Origin of the sequence: Providencia sp. PROV269 (assembly GCF_028477785.1) — a bacterium.
GTDB classification, from domain to species: Bacteria; Pseudomonadota; Gammaproteobacteria; order Enterobacterales; family Enterobacteriaceae; genus Providencia; species Providencia rettgeri.
The window spans coordinates 248,701-266,572 of the sequence record NZ_JAMPLV010000004.1 but is presented as its reverse complement, the minus strand read 5'-3'; the positions used below and the strand labels follow the sequence as shown (position 1 = coordinate 266,572).

The 17,872-nt window shown below is 41.4% G+C and carries 22 protein-coding genes and 3 pseudogenes; 2 read left to right on the top strand and 23 right to left on the bottom strand.

Annotated elements, in window-relative coordinates; translation table 11 throughout:
• Position 1 precedes the first annotated feature (1 nt).
• Complete coding sequence (locus PR683_RS07695) at positions 2-2,710, bottom strand: DUF2345 domain-containing protein (RefSeq protein ID WP_196719352.1); 2,709 nt, start codon at positions 2,708-2,710, stop codon at positions 2-4.
• Between the two features lie 316 nt (positions 2,711-3,026).
• Here PR683_RS07695 and PR683_RS07690 point away from each other — a divergent pair, with 316 nt between their 5' ends.
• Positions 3,027-3,410, top strand: a complete 384-nt coding sequence (locus tag PR683_RS07690; protein ID WP_272581742.1) for a hypothetical protein — start codon at positions 3,027-3,029, stop codon at positions 3,408-3,410.
• A gap of 214 nt (positions 3,411-3,624) precedes the next feature.
• Here the strand turns inward: PR683_RS07690 and PR683_RS07685 are convergent, their stop codons facing one another.
• From PR683_RS07685 to PR683_RS07590, 20 genes and pseudogenes are all read right to left on the bottom strand, one after another.
• The gene (locus PR683_RS07685) at positions 3,625-3,933 is read right to left on the bottom strand and encodes a hypothetical protein (protein WP_109913297.1); all 309 of its coding nucleotides are present in this window, start codon (positions 3,931-3,933) and stop codon (positions 3,625-3,627) included.
• 59 nt (positions 3,934-3,992) lie between these two features.
• On the bottom strand, positions 3,993-4,133 hold the full coding sequence (locus PR683_RS07680; protein ID WP_162598881.1) for a hypothetical protein: 141 nt from the start codon (positions 4,131-4,133) through the stop codon (positions 3,993-3,995).
• 234 nt (positions 4,134-4,367) lie between these two features.
• A complete protein-coding gene (locus PR683_RS07675) occupies positions 4,368-5,045 on the bottom strand; it encodes an Imm52 family immunity protein (RefSeq protein ID WP_272571308.1) in 678 nt (225 codons plus the stop codon).
• A gap of 17 nt (positions 5,046-5,062) precedes the next feature.
• On the bottom strand, positions 5,063-5,740 hold the full coding sequence (locus tag PR683_RS07670; protein WP_272571309.1) for an Imm52 family immunity protein: 678 nt from the start codon (positions 5,738-5,740) through the stop codon (positions 5,063-5,065).
• A 13-nt stretch (positions 5,741-5,753) separates the two neighbouring features.
• Positions 5,754-6,515: a Tox-REase-5 domain-containing protein gene (locus PR683_RS07665; protein WP_272571310.1), complete on the bottom strand. Its 762-nt coding sequence runs from the start codon at positions 6,513-6,515 to the stop codon at positions 5,754-5,756.
• A gap of 1 nt (position 6,516) precedes the next feature.
• On the bottom strand, positions 6,517-6,855 hold the full coding sequence (locus PR683_RS07660) for a hypothetical protein (protein ID WP_272571311.1): 339 nt from the start codon (positions 6,853-6,855) through the stop codon (positions 6,517-6,519).
• Entirely contained in the window at positions 6,845-7,345 is a 501-nt protein-coding gene (locus tag PR683_RS07655; protein ID WP_272581741.1) for a DUF4123 domain-containing protein, read from the bottom strand. Before PR683_RS07655 ends, PR683_RS07660 begins: the two co-directional genes overlap by 11 nt.
• A gap of 5 nt (positions 7,346-7,350) precedes the next feature.
• The gene (locus tag PR683_RS20325) at positions 7,351-7,749 is read right to left on the bottom strand and encodes a PAAR domain-containing protein (RefSeq protein ID WP_336297729.1); all 399 of its coding nucleotides are present in this window, start codon (positions 7,747-7,749) and stop codon (positions 7,351-7,353) included.
• 210 nt (positions 7,750-7,959) lie between these two features.
• Complete coding sequence (locus PR683_RS07645) at positions 7,960-8,412, bottom strand: IrmA family protein (RefSeq protein ID WP_272581740.1); 453 nt, start codon at positions 8,410-8,412, stop codon at positions 7,960-7,962.
• Positions 8,413-8,477: 65 nt separating this feature from the next.
• Positions 8,478-8,966 (bottom strand): hypothetical protein, encoded by a 489-nt coding sequence (locus PR683_RS07640; protein WP_272581739.1) that lies wholly within the window; start codon positions 8,964-8,966, stop codon positions 8,478-8,480.
• Positions 8,967-9,116: 150 nt separating this feature from the next.
• On the bottom strand, positions 9,117-9,590 hold the full coding sequence (locus tag PR683_RS07635) for a hypothetical protein (RefSeq protein WP_272581738.1): 474 nt from the start codon (positions 9,588-9,590) through the stop codon (positions 9,117-9,119).
• Between the two features lie 4 nt (positions 9,591-9,594).
• Complete coding sequence (locus PR683_RS07630) at positions 9,595-9,771, bottom strand: hypothetical protein (protein WP_272581737.1); 177 nt, start codon at positions 9,769-9,771, stop codon at positions 9,595-9,597.
• Entirely contained in the window at positions 9,768-10,475 is a 708-nt protein-coding gene (locus tag PR683_RS07625; RefSeq protein ID WP_272581736.1) for a helix-turn-helix transcriptional regulator, read from the bottom strand. The genes PR683_RS07630 and PR683_RS07625 overlap by 4 nt, the downstream gene beginning before the upstream one ends.
• 212 nt (positions 10,476-10,687) lie before the next feature.
• A pseudogene (locus PR683_RS07620) lies at positions 10,688-11,525 on the bottom strand (DUF932 domain-containing protein).
• A gap of 13 nt (positions 11,526-11,538) precedes the next feature.
• Positions 11,539-11,964: an antirestriction protein gene (locus PR683_RS07615; protein ID WP_272581735.1), complete on the bottom strand. Its 426-nt coding sequence runs from the start codon at positions 11,962-11,964 to the stop codon at positions 11,539-11,541.
• Positions 11,965-12,055: 91 nt separating this feature from the next.
• A pseudogene (locus PR683_RS07610) lies at positions 12,056-12,928 on the bottom strand (GTPase family protein).
• A 242-nt stretch (positions 12,929-13,170) separates the two neighbouring features.
• Complete coding sequence (locus PR683_RS07605) at positions 13,171-13,551, bottom strand: hypothetical protein (RefSeq protein WP_211888285.1); 381 nt, start codon at positions 13,549-13,551, stop codon at positions 13,171-13,173.
• A gap of 272 nt (positions 13,552-13,823) precedes the next feature.
• Positions 13,824-14,444, bottom strand: a complete 621-nt coding sequence (locus PR683_RS07600) for a hypothetical protein (protein WP_272581734.1) — start codon at positions 14,442-14,444, stop codon at positions 13,824-13,826.
• Complete coding sequence (locus PR683_RS07595; RefSeq protein WP_240105430.1) at positions 14,434-14,667, bottom strand: hypothetical protein; 234 nt, start codon at positions 14,665-14,667, stop codon at positions 14,434-14,436. Before PR683_RS07595 ends, PR683_RS07600 begins: the two co-directional genes overlap by 11 nt.
• Positions 14,668-14,834: 167 nt before the next feature.
• Positions 14,835-15,320 carry a hypothetical protein gene (locus PR683_RS07590; protein ID WP_164561162.1) on the bottom strand — a complete coding sequence of 162 codons (486 nt, stop codon included), beginning with the start codon at positions 15,318-15,320 and terminating at the stop codon, positions 14,835-14,837.
• Between the two features lie 80 nt (positions 15,321-15,400).
• Between PR683_RS07590 and PR683_RS07585 the strand changes: the two are divergent.
• Positions 15,401-15,529: pseudogene (locus PR683_RS07585) on the top strand (SymE family type I addiction module toxin); the annotation flags it as partial.
• Between the two features lie 46 nt (positions 15,530-15,575).
• Here the strand turns inward: PR683_RS07585 and PR683_RS07580 are convergent.
• A complete protein-coding gene (locus PR683_RS07580; RefSeq protein WP_238564569.1) occupies positions 15,576-15,842 on the bottom strand; it encodes a contact-dependent growth inhibition system immunity protein in 267 nt (88 codons plus the stop codon).
• An 18-nt stretch (positions 15,843-15,860) separates the two neighbouring features.
• Positions 15,861-17,825 carry an RNase A-like domain-containing protein gene (locus PR683_RS07575; RefSeq protein ID WP_272581733.1) on the bottom strand — a complete coding sequence of 655 codons (1,965 nt, stop codon included), beginning with the start codon at positions 17,823-17,825 and terminating at the stop codon, positions 15,861-15,863.
• Between the last annotated feature and the right edge of the window lie 47 nt (positions 17,826-17,872).

The following is a 17,872-nucleotide window of genomic DNA, read 5'->3' as shown; positions in this document are numbered from 1 at the left end:
ATTATTTTCTCTTATTCCATTCAGTGATAAATTGGGAAAGCCCTTCCCCCCATGCTTGACCTATTCGCGAGCTTTCTCGCTCTTGGCTCGGCGCACTGGTTCGAAAACCGACATTAACGGGCTCGACGTGTTCTTCCTCTTGCGACTCCGCAGAAGGAACATCGATATCGTAACGGTCCCCATTCAATAAACGCAGTTGGTAGCTGTCCGTAGGAATATCATGGTCAATTTGCACATTACCTTGTGCATCACTCATGCCTTTTAAAATCAGTGCCCCATTGGCATACAGCTCATACGGCTCAAACGCGCGCGCCTTCATTGGGCTTTGCGGCGACGAACTCAGTTGAAAACGCAAGGTTTGTTTTGGCATTGACTGTGGAAATTGTGGATGAGTGACATCCATCGAGGCAGGGCCTTCAACCACCCAGTTAGTCGCTTTGACCGTTTGGTTGCTGGGGCTGCCGTACTCAATCTGCCCGCCTTTTAAACGAATATAGGCACCACCGCAGGTCAATAGCAGTTCATCTTTAGCGGCGACGACAGTTTTACCGCCCGTACTGGTGACGGTCATGTCTTTGAGTGAGGTGAGATGCATTTCATCACTTTGAGCTTGAATTTCCACTTTACCTTTTGCTGCAAAGGCTTTGATTCCTAGGGTATGAGCAAATAAGCTGATGGCTTGACCTGCGGCTAAGGTGATTTTTTTACCGACTGAGATATCTGCCTGTTTATTGGCCGTCAGGGTAATGTTTTCACCGCTGTGAGCCTGTACGGTTTTGGGGGAGGTTAATGCGATACCCGCGGGCGCACTGAGTAATAACGCTGCCTGCTGCAATTCGTTGATGGACTCAGTTAATAAGCGTTGTTGAGCCTTCATGTCTGCCAGCTCTGCTTTCGCGACTTCGGCGGCTTCCCGTAGGGAGCTCACAAGGTTCAACGCATCATCCAATTGCTGCTTGGCTTCGCGCATATCCAGTTGTTCAGACGAGGCTTTTGTGCGTAAATCGGTGCTGATAAACAGCCCTTTTCCTGCTCGAATAGCGCCCCAACTGTCGGTGCGCAGTTCAAAGCCGTCACCGCGTTTTTCACGTCCTTGATTAACCAGATGCCCTAAATTGAGTTGCGATTTCCCCCCGTATTCGGTGCTGAATTTGATGTGTTCTTCCCCGCGTTTGTCTTCCATGCGTAGCTTATTATTTGCCGGAGTACGAATGACATTGCGGGTATTATTTTTGTCGGTGATGTGGTCGGGGCGATGCGAGTCATGCAAGGCATGGGCAATGTACGGTCGGTCTGGGTCACCCTCATGGAAGGCAATGGCAACTTCTGTCCCTTGGATTAACGGAAAGTGCATCCCGTAGGTATCGCCCGCGTACGGTTTCGCTAGCCGCACAGGCATACTTTCATACCCCGTCGATTTTTCATCACGATCCGCATCGAATTTAACCCAATAAAAACCATGCTCATTCTGGTGGGCGTAGATATCGTGAGGTTTAGCACTGGTGACGCGTGCCATCAATGTCCCTGCAATCACAGGGCGAGGCTTCAAGGTCGGACGCCAGCACAGAGCTTCGGTGTACGACGTTGCTTCAAATTGCACGACTAAGGCACTGCTGCGGCTACCTGAAAATCGCAATCGAGTAATCAGTATTTCAGATTGAAAGTCAGACGGTAATGTTGAAGGCAGTTGGTTATCGGTAATTTTGAGCACCAATAATGGCGTTAGCATCGGTGAATTACTTTTACCGTGCAGCTGAGTTTGACGAGCCAGAAAACGCTCATGGTCAAGGCGTGACCAAAAGTGAGCGGTTTCCGTTTCTGGTTGGTACTTCTCACCGCGCTCAAGATGACGAGGTTTATAATGATAGACATCACCGTAGTGGATGTCCTCTCCCTCACCTCGAGTCATATCCGTTTCAATGGATTGCAAGGTTTGCATCGCTTGGCGGTGATTATAATCTTTGGTGGTGACACTGCGCTCAACCACTTGATGACGTAGTGATAACCCCCAGACACTTTCTACACTCTCGTCATTCATCCCTGATGGGCTATTGAGAGGTAGCTTGAGGTCATACACATAGGCTCGTTGGCTATCCCCAAAATGAATAACTTCGGTTTTGGTATCCGGTTGCAAACTGAATGAATAGAAAATCCCCACTTCACTTAGCAGGCGTTCAATAAACTGCCAATCACTCTCATTGATTTGGTTAATTTGCTCTCGCTTGGGGTATTGGTGCTGCAAATGAAATTCAAACTCCCAGCCTTTCATGTCATGCTCACGTAAAATGAGGTCAATGACATCCGGCACCGATTTATTGAGGAAAAAGCGGTGAGAGCGCATTTGATGGCGTAACAAGGAGACAAACGGTTCTATGACAATTTGGTATTGTGCTTCATCCGCTGAGCCAGACAGCCGCTTGAAGTGGGTAATTATCCCATGAACCCGCTTTTGTGGTTCATTTAACGTGTTCAGCATAGCCAATGGCAGGGTAGGCGATGAAAAGGTAAAATCAGCACTGCGGCGTAGAAATTGTGGCGCTTGCAGGTTTTTCTCTGTGGAAGTAAAAGTAATCTGATAACGGTACGTTTCGCTAATGGCTTCACGTCCCGTGAAGTGCTCAACATCTAAGTGGGTCTGGCAACCTTGTACAGCAAGCTGGTAGCGATTATGGGATAAAAAAGGTCGTAGTGCATTATCCATTAAGCTCATCTTATTTCCTTTGTGTCCACCGTGGTAACCGAAGGTACAATAAGCCGCGAGTGAGGTTACCCACTTCAATGTTAAGTAATTTGCGTTAAGATAACGAATTATCACAAACAAAAGCAAATTGAATGTGAAATAATCTTGAAGTGTTTAGCATAAAAGAGATTTATCTGAATTCATCTACACTTACGTTGAGTTTCATTCCTTGCATTTCATTCAGATGTTGCTGACAGGATAGTTGAGTATGACAAATTAACTAAAGTTGTATGTATGATTAAATTTAGGGGTACTGGATAGTGTGGAGATTTAGCAAACAATCATTATGAAAAAAATCATTTATCTGTTTTCTTTCGCTGTTATTTTATTACTTGTTACTAAGGCTGTTACCTATATTGACTTTGCGGAAAAAGATCTGGTTAAGTCAATTATTCCTGCTTGGATTCAAGCGATTGGCAGTATTTTGGCAATCATTATCGCAGGCATGATTTCAGCTAGGCAAATTAAACATGAAAAGCAGCTTGAAAAGATAAAGTCGGCTCAGTCAGACTTATCGAAAATGCGTATTGTAAGAGCATTGCTCGTCCGTTCGGTAACGCTTATGAATGAAGTTCTTAACGCCATTGAGCGAGGTGATGATAGGGATTTTCATCAGGTGTCCCAATGGACGATGCGCAACACAAAACGTGCAATGGAAAATAATTGCTAAGGCGAGGCATTGAGCATACTTGTTTTTGGTCTTTTGGCTGTGTCCTTTTTGTTGGCTTTCTTCTTGATAGTCGCTAATCAGTTTAGATAAGGGGTAACGTGGCTTATCATCAATGATTGATTCAGCCTCAAAGGTTACGGGGGTGGTTAGCCAGTCAGGTGTTGGGTTTGATAAATACGTATTGAGTCGTTGATAGTGCTGCAAAGACGCTTGGTCAACCATAAGAGCCAGTTGCTGATAGTCTTGTTTTGGTTAAGTTAGAGGTGACATCCGATTGTTGCTCTTGGATTTCATCTAATAACGTGGTAGCTATTCTCTGGTTTTTGGCATTATCTCTATACTCTTTTTTAATAATACGTTTGTGATGAAACTCAATAAGCCCCGTTGCGACGTGCTGTAAATCATTGAGCTCATCAATTCCCTTATCAAGGTTGCCATGAAAATCATCCATTTCACGCTGCCACCATCTGTTGACTAATAATTTGAGTTGCTGCTGAAAAAAGGCAATGTGTTCCTTGGTCATTTTCGGGCTTCCTGAATATTGGACTTGCCAGTGATTATATTGACTATTGAGGATTAAGGCTAATGATCGAGCTGTATGCAGTTGCTTAGTTTGAGGCTTAAACGCATGTCATAGCGAGTGTTTGTGGTCGGGATGGTTTTACGAAACCACCACGTATTAGCACGTTGGTAAAGGTAATGGGAGAGTTTTAATGTCGTCATGCGGTACATTCCTGCGCTGGCGGAGTCTGAATTAAGCTTTTATGATATTGATTTTAAATCAATAAAATCCAATTCAACTTTTGATTTGGGCCTATTGTTGGGCCTAAAGTTTATTTTGCTGTTTTTTTGATGGCAGGCTTGAAATCTAGCTTGCCATTTTAACATATAGTAAGAGATTAAAGAGAATTTTGTTGGTTCAGTGTTTATAGAACTACCCTATTTCTCTTTGCAGCATTAGCTATAAATTTCCTTGACTAAAGGCAATAATCCTAATGCTGTTAGTTGAATCTCTATCTCATTGGCTTTTTTGATATCCTCTTTATCTGAACCATCAAACACATGGTCGGTACTGATGATCAAAGTACCGTTATTTTTTTCATTTTCAATATCAATAAGTTCAGCCGCCATAGGTAATTGTTGTTGCGTGATTTTTTTATTGAGATAAAGCATCCAACCAACGGGGAGTCTGTCAGGGAAAACATTTTTTTTATTATACCTATATCCATTAGTATCAATCCGCATACAAACGATTTTATAGGCACTAAAATAATAATTTATGGCCTCTATTACAGCATTTTTTTTGATGTAGTTAATATCATCAATAGTAAACTCAAGATTATAGATTAATCCAGAACTGGTATACTTTATATTCAATGCCTTGTTTTCATTAGCCCATATTGATTCCATACAATCAAAGTAAGGAATATCCTTTAATAAATTGGTTGGTGTGTTTTGATTAAAGGCTTTCTTTTTTAATGCATCTTCAAGAGTATCGCCTGTTAAATACCATGCGTCTTCATTTTCATGAGTGATCGACTCACAGGTTAAAATCATATGACTAAAAATATCAATTAATAAGGGGATTGACATTTCTTCATGTAGCTCGATATCTAATTTAATTGATAAATTCATCTCTTCCCTTTTTACGCTTAACTGTAAATTTCAGTAAAAAGAGGAAGTAACCCTAATCCAGTTAACTGAATTTCAATTTCATTAGCTTTTTTAATGTCATCTTTATTTGAGCCATCAAATACATGGTCGGTACTGATAATCAACGTACCGCTATTTTTTTCATTTTCAATATCAATAAGTTCAGCTGCCATAGGCAATTTTTCTGGCGTGATTTTTTTATTGAGATAAAGCATCCAACCGACAGGCAATCTGTCAGGGAATACATTTTTATCATTATACCAATAACCATTAATGTCTATTTGCACACACACTATTCTATAATTACCAATATAGTAATTTAATGCTTCAACTATTGCTATTTTATTGGATAAACTAATATCACGAATTGTAAAATCTAGGCTGTATATCAGCCCTGAACCAGTATATTTAATGCTCAACGATTTATTTTCATTTGCCCATATTGTCTCCATACAATCAAAATACGGAATTGCTTTCAATAAATTAGTGGGTGTGCTTTGATTAAAGGCTTTCTTTTTTAATGCGTCTTCAAGAGTATCGCCCGTTAAATACCATGAGTCCTCCTTCTTCTGAGTGATCGACTCACATGTTAAAATCATATGACCAAAAATATCAATTAAAGATGGAATTGATATTTCTTCATGTAGCTCTATATCTAAACTAATTGATAAATTCATAACTACCTCAAAATTATGGTGAATAATGTGTTCGTATCTGTGATAATTTCTTTAAAAATTTATTACAAAAGCCATACATTTTTTTATGCGAAAAATGCCAGTCAATAAATGATCTTTTTTGAAACTGACTAGTACATAACCAATTTTGGTCTGTAGCTTGTTTAAGTATTTTTTTATCCTCCCCCATAAATATATTTGGCTCGCCTTGGCTATTAAAGAAAAAATCATAATTATCTTTCGTTTCAATAAAGTTACATTCACTGGGTACCCAACCATCAAAAATAACATTATTTTTTGTTCTTGTTGGTACAGGAATTGTGCATTCCCATTCATCAATATATTTAATCTGACCTGCTGGGGTATCAACGGTTCTTATTTGTGTGTTACATATTCTAGCCTGATACTCATAAGCACTTGGTGAGCGTGTATTCGTTATATTACTTTCATGAGGAATAATGTACGGAATAGCAGGGCAATCCTTACACCCTTTACTCGCTTCAATTGCAGCAACACCAATCGATGAGCCAGCAACAGCTCCTGTAGCCGAACCTTGTCCACGATTTCGACGACCATTTACATCTTCGTCATCAATTCCACCAATGGCTATACTTTCATACTCACGAATTTTATCACCGTAACTTGTGTTATCTCCCCATTCATCATCTCCACTACCTGAAGAAGAGGGAAAACCGATTTTTGAGGCTTCCTGTGTCACTGCTGCTAGGCCGCCCAGAGTCATTAACCCTGCGCCTGCAACTATTAATGGAATTGGCATGCTAAGTTCTCCATTCAATCAATTTCATGGCTATCCGTAAAAAATCTTGATACTGCTGCTCTGGCACACGATTTTCCTCCTCAAGCATATTTCTGATTTCTGGCTTTAAATAAAAGCCGGGGCAGCAAGCCTCGTAAAATAAAAACGACCGAATTAACGGTTCTTGAGTAAAACCGAGGGAGAGAACATACTGAAATGCGTCTTCTAAACGTTTATTCAATGTTTCGAGGTTCTGGAGTTTATTCAAATGGTGTTTATAAAAATCAGCACTCACTTGAGTCACATAATCACTCTGTTCAATATTTTGAATTTTCTTTAATTGTTCTTCGCTAAACTGCATTTAACCCGCCTCCTTGTAATGCATAAAATCGACCTTCAAAACGGTAATACCATGCAATGAGCGGCGTGGTTATTTCATGGAATTGTTCAGTTGTTAGAACTTGAGGCATATTGTGGGTTACACGAGGATCATAAAAGCGAAATAAAGTGGTTTTACCATCAGGTAAACTCACATTAAGCCGTTCAGAAAAGTGAGTCGACAATTTCTCAATTGATGAGTTACTGGCTAGCCATGACAGCGCTGGCGATTCGGCTTCCAATTGCATTAAATCTGCAAGTAAATCATATCGTTTTGTCACATCAATCAGCCAAGGGCCAGCCCATGCTATTTCCGAGTCTGGACGTTGTTTAAAGAGTGGACTTGCGGTCCCATAATGACTCTGAAGTTCTTTATCAAAGTAACGTTCATATTGAAGACCACAGATTAAACAATAATGCTTTGCATCAGGATAGCGTTCAAAATAGTTAAAAATAGGATGAGAATTATGCATTGATATCATCCTTCTCTTACTATTAACATTTGGCCGGATTCAGCGGCTTTCATTAGGCAACTGATACAGATTTTATTGGTTATCGCTGGAGGGGTAATCGAAGCTATTTCTGGGGGGGCTGACCCTCTCTCATCACTATAGCAATCATGAATGGAATTAATAAATCGCGCATGACAGGGACATGAGCTCATACTTTCAAGCGTACCCGCCACTTTTCGCCCTTCGTCCCAAACACTGTTACAGCCACCGACGATATAAAAACGACCAGAATGCTTGCCGCAGCTAACCATATCACCTTCACGAGCACCAGCAACACCATACCATTGCATGGTATTGTCTCCCGTTAATATTTGTCCTCCGCAGGTTGTCCTATCGCCAACCCGCAAAAAATATCCTATAGCCATAATTTGTCCCTACGATAAAATTCATCTCAGTATTATTTTATACTTAAGCTAAATTTACAATATAAAAATAAAACCTAACAAAATTAATTGGTTTTTATTTCGTTATTATCATAAATAATTAGGGGTAGAATAATGGTAGATATATGGTAAATAAAAATGACAGATCATTTAATCTGCCACACATTTCTTTGGTGGATGGATAGCTAAAAACTATTTTTTCCCTGCCACCGACATTTTCGCCAACTCTGGATTATTAGCCTGAAAAATCGATAACGGTAACTCAACCTTACGACCATTCTGATCCTCCACCGCTTTAACCACTTCAAATTCAGCAACATCCTCACACGGTATTTCCAATCCTGCAAAAGTGGCACGCGTTGCGCTAGAATCGCCAAAAGGTTCCACTTCCAGTACCGTATCCCCTAAAACTTTTCCTTTTCCATCTTTCATTCGCAGCGTGAGTTCAAGTGCACCAAACTCCGCGTGGTCTAAAACCATATGGTTACCGCCATTATCGAGGGTAAATGAATAACCACAGTAGCCTTGGTTAATAAAGTTTGAGCTGGTATGTGTGATGCTCGCATAACGCTGTTGTTCTTCAGCCAAGCTAAATGTACTGACTGCCAATAAACTCATCGCAAAAATGCTATTTATCTTATTCATTACGTTACCTTTAGTTATCTTGTATCGTCCTCGCTACCGCCATTGACGGCAGCGAGAATATAGATTTATTGTTGGTAGGTTTGCAATCCACCTTTAGTACGGTCTTTTTCTTTCCAGCGCGGTCGGTTCTTGCCTGAGAACTCTTTTTGCATACTCCAATACCCAATGGGGTAACGAGCTACAATCGTCCCGCCAACACCAATATCGACTGAAGAGTACTGACCATTATTAATGGTTCCTTTTTGGACATAGGCGTTAGGGCTACAAGTGCCCGTATCGCGTTGTTGCCAGTTTCCGTCAGTTCTTGCCACGATATAAAAATCACCAAATGCACAACCTGATGCGGATTTATGATTCAGTACAGCAACATAATGCTTGGTTGAGCCCACAATCCTACAGGTACTGTTTTGGCTCCCACATGCTTGCCATAAGGTTTTACCGCCATCGCCTTTATATTCCCAAATGGTATTTTCAGGGGGCTGGCTGGTTGCAGAGGCGGGTGATGTCATCAACCACAGTGAGGCTAATGCAGCCACAACTACATATTTTTTCATTATAAATTCCTATCAATATAAATAGAAACGTCAGATTGACGCTTGATGAACACCGTCTAATGGGTGCTTGGTTTTCCCTGATATGGCGTATTCGATGGTTATCTGGTGAATGGTGAATAAGGCATTCACAACAAAAATTGCTGATCATGGTTAATGTGATGACTGACGGTTTAGTTGCACTGAAACCCAGTGACGAATTCGTCGATGAAGATAAAAGGCAATACCAGTGGCGATAAGCAAATCAACCAGCAATATCGTGGTGGCGATACCTTCAGTAAAACCGTATAGCCAACCGGATGACATGATAATCAGTAGGCTAGAGAAGGCTAATCCGATAATGATGGACGAGATAATGGCAATTAATTTGGGGTTGAAATGGATTCTATAATCAATCCCCTTAAAGGCACTTAAAATCCACAAGCCTAATTGCGCCAAGAGTTGTGGGATAACCAAAGCCAAGAGATATAAAGCGAAGTACATCAATGTGATCCCATATGGGTTCATGATGAGGGCGATAAGCTGGAAATGTGTTAGCAATACCCCTGTGATCCAAAAATATAACAAGATACTGATAACGATAGCTATTCTCTCTAAACCCAGTTGTAAGTGAGAAACGGTGTTCATATTTTTAAGCTTCCTTATGTGATGATGAATTCACGGTATGGTGGTTATTTTGAATAGGCATGGCCCATTCGTGGCCGCAATCGCGGCACATCCAGCCCGTACCCCATGCAATGATGTCTTGCTCAGAAGAACAGTGGGGGCAATGTGTGGGATGTGATGCTGGTGGGGTTAATAACGTCATGGTCGGCTCCTTTCTTTGTGTGATGGAAGAGAGGTAAGTACTTGTGATATCAATCGAAAATGCGGTAAGGCTGCGATAAAACTGTTTTGTTGTGGCAATTGCATCACTGTATGTTTCGGTGTGAAGGAGGTATTGAGCGGCTGAATTTGTTGGATATCCTCCAACAGCAAAACATGCACTTTCTGATGATATTCAGCCAGTAAATACCACTGGCCTTCACGGTAAATGAGTTGATAAGGTTGTAGTGGATTAAAACGACGCTCAGGTGTAAGTAAGCTAATAGATTGCTTACTGGTAATGGCATATACCAATTGATAGAAATGGTCGGCATGTAAAGCCGAAATCTTATGGGCGTGGTGCCAAATCAAACAGGGTGCATGGGGTTGTTGGGTTAACAGTAATCCCAGTAAGCGGCTGTCTAGCCCCGGAAACAATCGAGTCATTCCAATCTGTTTCACAAAGGTAAGAATATCTTTGTCTCGGTATGCTTTTAGCGTATTGATGGGCAAGCGATAGCAACCTTGCCGACCTTCTACACCTAGATAAGCCAAGCGTTCACGTAAATCCCGTTGTAACGTGCGTTCAGAAACATTGAACTCTTGGGCTAAACATGAGAGCACAAGGCTTTCTCCTGCCATTAAGCGGGCAATCAATGCAGAGAGTCGCACAGCCATGCGGTCATATTTTCGGTTGGTCTGAAACATAACGTATTACTCTCAATAACAGACAGTTAGAAATTACAGGAGTGAGGGAGTTTAACTTAGGGGATTGACAGGTTATGTCTGTTGGGAAAAATTCTCATTAGGCATTTTAATGAAAAATCACTATAAGTAATTCATTGATAAATAACGTTATGCTTTTTATTTGAACGATAAGAAAGTAAGGCGTAACGACACAACCTGTCAGGGCGGGAAAATTAGTTGGGCTGGCGGGGAGCGAGTTGGTTAAATAAGGTATCCGCCATCACCCACAGGGCTTTATTGAGTTTGATATCCCCATCAATCCCATTCACCGAACGAGTACGAGCGCGTTTACCTTTTGCCAGTGCGGCCAGATAATCCTCCTTTAATCAGGTTTTCTTGTAGACGTTGGTACACTGTCCAGAGGTCTTCTTTTTTATCTTCAAAGCGTCGAGGCTGTAGAATTTGCTCTCGTGTGACGGGCTGGAACTCTTCACCAAAGCGGTAGGTCAACGCCGCTTCCGCAAAGGCTTGCTGGGCTGGTGGCGGTAACAATAACGACTGCATACTTTCGCGTTTTTCTGCCACTTGCTCAAACGTATCGAGTACCTCATACGCCCCTTCAATCACTTTCCCCACCACATCCCCTTTATGGGGTACACGCACTTCACCAAAGGTATCTCCACACACTAAACCATTTTGACATACAGCTCTGAATAGACCCGGCAGCATTTGATAACTACTCGAACCATCATGACTATTAAGTAGGATAATTTCAGGCACTTGAATACCTGTGATTTGATCGTGTCGTCTGAGCCGTAACATATGCTTGGTGTGCTCTCGACGGCTAACATCACGCACTCGAGTCTGGCAAGCAAAGAACGGATAAAAGCCTTCTTTTTGAAGGCTATCCAATAAGGTGATGGTGGGAATGTAAGTGTACCGTTCACTACGTGAATCGTGTTTTTCTTCTGAGAAAACACTCGGTACGGTACGAAATAATTCTTCTGTGGTTAACGGGCGGTCGCGACGAATACTGTTAGCAGAACCAAAACGCGAAGCTAATAAACTCATGATAGACTCCGGATTAATCAATTAAGTGGAAAATGGCAGCGGATTCGGGATGTTGTAACGCGTAGTCACGCAACTGATAGAAGCGGTCGCACATCACTTCGCTTTCAGTTTGGAATGACCAGATGCTGTATAGGATAAGGCATACGGCAATGCCTGCCGCCTCTTGGCTCACGGTGGCTTCATTGCCGTTGTGCATGTTGAATAAGGTTAAGGTGTCTGCGTTGAGGTCGGGGTAAATAAAAGCACCGCCATTGCTGAGCGTGCCATACTCCCAGTAACCGCCATGATACTCATTGCAGAATTGACCCATCGTGGTGAAGATCACCACTTCAAAGGTAGCCCAGCCTTTTACTGCACCAAAATGGTTGAGCCAAAAATCAAGGCGTTGTTCATCAGGTACTAATTCCATTGTGATAGCGGATTCGGTTGAATGATTCATAAGTTGATACTCCAATAAAAAGAAATAAAAAAGCACCAATCCCGTTAAGGACTGGCGCTGAGGGTGATGAATAATGAGTTAACGTAGGAGGTTAAAAGAATAGGCTCCATAGGGATTTAGCAACGGAGACGATGCTATTTTTGACTGTACCAATCGTGCTTTTTATCAAGACAGGCAGGGGAAGGATGTCTATCAGCGTATCGACGATATCACTGACACATTGCCCAAAATCGTTACGTGCGGAGTTCTCTACGGATTGCGTCCGGTAAGTGTTGTTCAGTTGCCTAGCGACACAGCTACTAGCCTCGGCTGGTAACGCCTGTATTAATTGCTCTGCCAATTCAGTGAGTTGATAGTTTCCGACCGCAGAAACTGTCATCACCGGATGATGTGGCTTAAAGGTGGTTACTACGGCTTTTTGCTTCAATTCTAAGTTAGCCGATTGCTCAGGGGATGGCTGGTGGCACAGTTCATCCCACTGGCGACAGGGTTCTATCTTGTCGGCTTGGTTTAGCACGAATAGAAAATGTTCAGGTTGATAACCGCATTGCTCCGTGAGAAAGCGATAACACTGTTCATCCGAAGACCATGCTCTGTCATCGGCCTTGAGTACCCAAATGATTAAATCCAATTCTGGCAATAAGTTACGATATAGCTGGTGGTACTCTTTATCTCGCTCAAGGCTTTCCCCCACACCGGGTAAATCAACAAAGGTGAGAGTGTGGTTGTTTATGGTCATATTGAAGCGCTGGGCTTACCGTGTGCAGCCAGAGACATTACTGACGGGCGATAGGGCAGATTGGAATAGGGCGTTGATTAAGCTGGATTTTCCAACTCCCGTTTTGCCCATCAAACCGATGGTAGGGGAGTAGTTGATTAGGTGGTTAAGTTGGTTGAAAAAAGAGGTTTGGAATGAATGAGGTAGAGCGGATAAGATGGGTTTAAAGTGAGATCTCTGATGCATATTACTCCTTGAAATAAAAGAAAATTATAGTTATTCAAGAAGATAATATATATCTGAAATTTATTGAAATAATTCTGATTTATAAAAAGGGATTATAAATATCAACTCCAGCCTGCAAATGAAATTTAATGGCAAGTGGTTGAGTGAGTTAAGGTTTACAGTGGGTCTCCAGCTTACCCTCTCTCGCCAAGTCGGACAGTTGATTATCCAGTTGGCGAAGGAGAAGTAAAATTACTTTGATATCATGTATAGCGCTCTTTAAGCTTCGTCATAGAGCGCTCTATTGTATCTTTATTCTCTGGATACTCAGTTATATAACTATCCGTTATGACCTGCATTAGTTCAACAAATTTTTGAGGGGATAATGTAGAGCTTTCATAGTCTCCAAACATAAAGCTAACCTCATCAAATTCTTCAGGTATATCCCAATCTTGGTCTAATGCATAACCATTACCTTCTGAAGGAGAAAAACCATGCCCTTCACTAGCCATACTTAAAAATGTGGGGTATGTCATTTTATTTTTTTCTAACGTTTCAAAAATAATATCATATAAGTCCCTGCCATTGTTATCATACAGCTCTTTCTTTACATTTATTAACCAATTTAATTTGTCAATAATCATTTTTTATCTCTCGGTGGCATTGTTATAAATGCGTTGTTAATTTCTCCAGTTTTTGCATCTCGAGTTACTTGAAACCAGTAACCATCAACTTGAGCTGAATATTGCCTATAATCTGGATTGTTTTTGAAAAAACTCTCCGCTTTTTGAGAAGCCTTATAGGACATATCGTTAATTTTTGAGTCAGACAATACGGTAGGATCATATGTTGTTTTTGTTTGCTCTGCCTTAAATCCAATTTGCTGGCTTCTACCATTAACAGCTGGAATTTGATATTAATACTCCACTAAACTAGGATACTTTTTATCCGTTATAGTTAGATTTATTTTAGCCCCAGTCATTTCAACAGACTCTAGGAATGCGTCTTGTTTATGGGCTCCTGAAATAGTTCCTTGTCTGCGATTTAAGACACCTAATTGAGTGTTATGCTCTGCAATTTTATTGGTAAGATTTTCTGGAATTAGTTTATTTATTTCATTAGTCTTATCATAAGGTAATGAATTTCCATCATATTTATCTACATTAGTGACTATTCCATTATCTTTGGGGCTATAGGCACCATCTTTATCAACGGTCCAATTATTACCTATCTCACTGGAAACTTTACCTTCAGTCGAAACCGTTGTAGTAATCATCTCTCCGGTTTTAGCGGATTTAAACACTAACGTTGTTGTTCCTGCTAAATTAACACCAGTATAAACAACTTCTGAATATTCAGGTGGAACGCCTAATGTTTCCAGTAATTCAGCACCAACAGTTTTAGTATATTTCCCTGTTACAACGGTATTTGAGCCAGCATACAAATTATCAAAACCAGACGAAGCAACGATGGTTCCAGCAGCACAAGTCACGACCCCCACACAACTTGCTCCACCAGCGATGATTTCAACAGCCACCGCTAGCTTGAATTAATCCCATTCCTCGCTCTGTGAGCTGATAGGTTCCGTCCATATAGGTTGCCCCATTAATAATGGCTCTAGCATTATCATATTGAAATAATGGAATAGAATACGTAATTGTTGCTCCAGTGTTTGGGTCAACATAACTTACTGTAAATTGCTCATTCGCAAGCTTATCACGTAATTCAGCATACTCTGGCTGATTACCAATTTGTTCCAACTTTTCGTAATACGCTTTTTCAGGGGTACCTTCTGCAAATCCAGCAGAGCATTTTAGTAACGCACAGGATGCGGCATCTAGCTCTTCTTTTTTTGCAATACCTTGAGTTGTGAATTTATCTATAATGTCTTTTTCTAAATGGTTAGCAAAGGCATTATTCTCAACCGTTAAACCCCATAAGCTCGAGAAAAATTATCAAATGATTCAGATAGATGATAAAAATCTGCATTAGGATCATTTTTTACTTCTTGGTATCTAGCTATTAGTTTGTCGATGAGCCTATCCGGTATTGGATGTGATGCGGGATCATTTTTTGCGCAATAGAAATAAAATAAGGCTTTTTCTAAGCAAGGAATACTTAATTCATGCGCATTCTTATTTAAAAATTCAAATGCATAACTCCATTCAAATTCGGATAACAATAACCGATTTAGACATAGAGACTTCAAAAAATCATCATTTATGTTTTTATCAGTTAATATTTTTTTATAATAAAAAAAAGCCTTTTTACTATCTAATGAGGTCAGCTCAGACAAATAGTCAAATAAGTCATCTGACGCTTCATTAAATGACATGGAGTCAACGTAACCATATGTTATATAATTATTTATACCCGTTAATAATCGTTCAATACTTTTATTTTTTTCGCTCATAACTACACTTCTTATTTAAAAGCCCCAGCTTCGACAGTCGATAAACGTTTCGAGCCATCAGGTAGGATAACCGCGGTAAACCCAACCCCAGCCCACAACTCACTTTAAGCGGTAAGTGGCTGAAAGAGATGGGATTTGAGGTAGGCAGTCACTACACTCTCACTCGCCAAGCCGGACAGTTGATTATCCGGCTGGCTGAGGGGGAGTGAGGCGGCTAAGGAGATCCCAGTTCTGTTCTACACTGGGAACCTTTATTTACAATGCATCATTTAATTTTTTAAACCATTGTAATACCGTTAGCCCATCTTCAGATGGGCTATAGTACCCATTATGCTCATATAAAAAATTTTCTGTAAGTTCATTTCCTTGCTCTACTATATCAGATAGTTCTTTTTTAAGGAGCATAACAGTTTCTGCAGTTTCTCTAGCCATAAAGTTATTTAAGACTTCTATATCTGTTGATGCTTCACAGTACCAATCCTGATGAAAATAGCAGCCTAATAAGTAATCAATTTTTTCCATGTTCATTATTTTCCAATATCATTTAGGGTAAGCAGTTTGAATTCGATAACCATTCGGCATCAATGGATCTTTATCAATCACTATAACTATCTTGTTAGATCCTGTTGATTGTATTTGTCCTTTACGAATAACTCGCCCTATATCTGCTGATGTTTCATGTGTCAAAATAATTCGAGTACCATTTCCAGCCATAAAAGCTGAAATTTTGTCTTTATTAGCACCAATACCGTTTCCTATAGCCCAATCAGCTGTTTTCAGATCAGTGAACGTTGATGATGCTAATACGTTTGGCTCACTCTCGAACCGAGCTAGTAGCTGAGCATCTGTTTTCCCTACATGCCGACTAATAGCGTGCCCTCCAAAATTTTCATGATAAATAAGAGTTTTTGTTGTTTCATCTTTTACTGTTGTATTTTTAGATGCATTTCCTTTAGCATCATATATAGTTTTACCATCAAACTGATTATTTGGGTGCTTAACATCTGTCACTTTCCCTGTATCTTTAAAGCTATACTCACCTTTCCCCGCATCCCAACTTGGCATTTCCTTACCGCTTTTTGCAAATGCCAAGTAAGCTTTTGCCGCTGTAAATTGTAATGCCTTAGCTGTTGTTGTTGGAGGTGAGCCACTTAATATTTCGGCAGCTTTCTCTGGGGTCATTTGCTCATTAGACCAAAATACGTCTAATGGAATACCGACCATATTCCCCCATGCTTCCAGGAAGCCTCTTGCAGGATCTTGTCCTTCTGGGTGATCACCTTTCGCAAAGTCATTTAGAGCAACATTAATATCTTGAATACTATAGCCATTCTTTTCCATAGACTCGGCTAGTGTAAACGCAGAACCACCATAATCAGCCATGCCATTTGGCAGATCTTTTTCGCTAAAAAAGTTATTCTCAACCGCATTCTTCGCTGCTTGCGAGCCAGTAATCGCCCCAGCCACATCACCGGTAGTCAGTCCGCCAGCTAATCCTGAAGCCAGCTGACTCAGTGCGCTGACTTGCTGTTTCTCACTTTCACTCAGTTCCCAGACTTCTTTGCCCGGGAAGAGGGTATTCATGATAACGTGAGCGGATAGCTCGCCGCCACCGGCACCTAATCCACCTGCGGCGGCAGATTGGTTATTTAGCTCAGCGACCACGGCGCCTAATACGGCATGCGCCATGGCATTCGCGGCTTTATTATCTTCACCCACTTGTTGTTTTATCAACGTTGCTAAGTAAGGGGAAGAGGCATTAGCCAGCGCACCCGCTAAATTATCACCTGCCAGCCCTTGTAGCAAGCCAGTGACGGCTTGGGCGGCTTTCTGGAAGTCGCTGCCCGTGCCGTACTGTGCCATGGCGTTGTTGTAGGCTTGTTGCTTAATGGCGTCATCGGTTATAGGTTCAACCGAGTTATCCTTTTTCGCTTTAGCTTCTAGCTGTTGCTTGGCGACCGCTAACGCATCGGGGTCTTTTTGAGCTTTGTAGCCCGCAATTTCCCCTTCGGTGCGGATGATATCCATGGTCTGATTACCGATTTCACCAATCAACTGGGATTGTTTTAAGCGGTTTTGTTCTTTCTCTTTATCGAATATCGGGTTGATGCTGCCATCATTGGCGTGCTCGGTATCGCGATTGAGCTCGTTAACATCCTGTTTTTGTTTGTCGTCATTGCGCGCAATGACAGTACCGTCACTGACCGCCGATTGCGTGGTGCCTTCCGCATGGCCGCTGTTATTGGCGTTAGAGAGCAACCCACCCGCGGCATTGGTCACCAGCTGGCTGCCAATCGGGCCACCGGTGCCAATTGAACCGCCCGTGTGCTCGGTGGTAAAGTCGGTTTTGTTGTCGATATCTTTCCAGCCTAATGTACCCGTATCAAGGCGATTTTTGTCTTTATCCGCGGTTGACGCAATCACCGCGCCGTCAAGCTGAGTGTGCTCTTTGACGTTGACATCAAAGCCGCCTTTGCCTGCAAAAATACCGGTTTGTTCTTTCACACTGTCGTAGTTACTGTGTATCTTGTCTTTGCTGGCACTGATATTGA

Bases quoted from the DNA above. Each gene is read 5' to 3' on its own strand.
- PR683_RS07695 (WP_196719352.1), bottom strand. From the start codon at position 2,710: ATGAGCTTAATGGATAATGCACTACGACCTTTTTTATCCCATAATCGC.
- PR683_RS07690 (WP_272581742.1), top strand. From the start codon at position 3,027: ATGAAAAAAATCATTTATCTGTTTTCTTTCGCTGTTATTTTATTACTT.
- PR683_RS07685 (WP_109913297.1), bottom strand. From the start codon at position 3,933: ATGACCAAGGAACACATTGCCTTTTTTCAGCAGCAACTCAAATTATTA.
- PR683_RS07680 (WP_162598881.1), bottom strand. From the start codon at position 4,133: ATGACGACATTAAAACTCTCCCATTACCTTTACCAACGTGCTAATACG.
- PR683_RS07675 (WP_272571308.1), bottom strand. From the start codon at position 5,045: ATGAATTTATCAATTAAATTAGATATCGAGCTACATGAAGAAATGTCA.
- PR683_RS07670 (WP_272571309.1), bottom strand. From the start codon at position 5,740: ATGAATTTATCAATTAGTTTAGATATAGAGCTACATGAAGAAATATCA.
- PR683_RS07665 (WP_272571310.1), bottom strand. From the start codon at position 6,515: ATGCCAATTCCATTAATAGTTGCAGGCGCAGGGTTAATGACTCTGGGC.
- PR683_RS07660 (WP_272571311.1), bottom strand. From the start codon at position 6,855: ATGCAGTTTAGCGAAGAACAATTAAAGAAAATTCAAAATATTGAACAG.
- PR683_RS07655 (WP_272581741.1), bottom strand. From the start codon at position 7,345: ATGCATAATTCTCATCCTATTTTTAACTATTTTGAACGCTATCCTGAT.
- PR683_RS20325 (WP_336297729.1), bottom strand. From the start codon at position 7,749: ATGGCTATAGGATATTTTTTGCGGGTTGGCGATAGGACAACCTGCGGA.
- PR683_RS07645 (WP_272581740.1), bottom strand. From the start codon at position 8,412: ATGAATAAGATAAATAGCATTTTTGCGATGAGTTTATTGGCAGTCAGT.
- PR683_RS07640 (WP_272581739.1), bottom strand. From the start codon at position 8,966: ATGAAAAAATATGTAGTTGTGGCTGCATTAGCCTCACTGTGGTTGATG.
- PR683_RS07635 (WP_272581738.1), bottom strand. From the start codon at position 9,590: ATGAACACCGTTTCTCACTTACAACTGGGTTTAGAGAGAATAGCTATC.
- PR683_RS07630 (WP_272581737.1), bottom strand. From the start codon at position 9,771: ATGACGTTATTAACCCCACCAGCATCACATCCCACACATTGCCCCCAC.
- PR683_RS07625 (WP_272581736.1), bottom strand. From the start codon at position 10,475: ATGTTTCAGACCAACCGAAAATATGACCGCATGGCTGTGCGACTCTCT.
- PR683_RS07615 (WP_272581735.1), bottom strand. From the start codon at position 11,964: ATGAATCATTCAACCGAATCCGCTATCACAATGGAATTAGTACCTGAT.
- PR683_RS07605 (WP_211888285.1), bottom strand. From the start codon at position 13,551: ATGATTATTGACAAATTAAATTGGTTAATAAATGTAAAGAAAGAGCTG.
- PR683_RS07590 (WP_164561162.1), bottom strand. From the start codon at position 15,320: ATGAGCGAAAAAAATAAAAGTATTGAACGATTATTAACGGGTATAAAT.
- PR683_RS07580 (WP_238564569.1), bottom strand. From the start codon at position 15,842: ATGGAAAAAATTGATTACTTATTAGGCTGCTATTTTCATCAGGATTGG.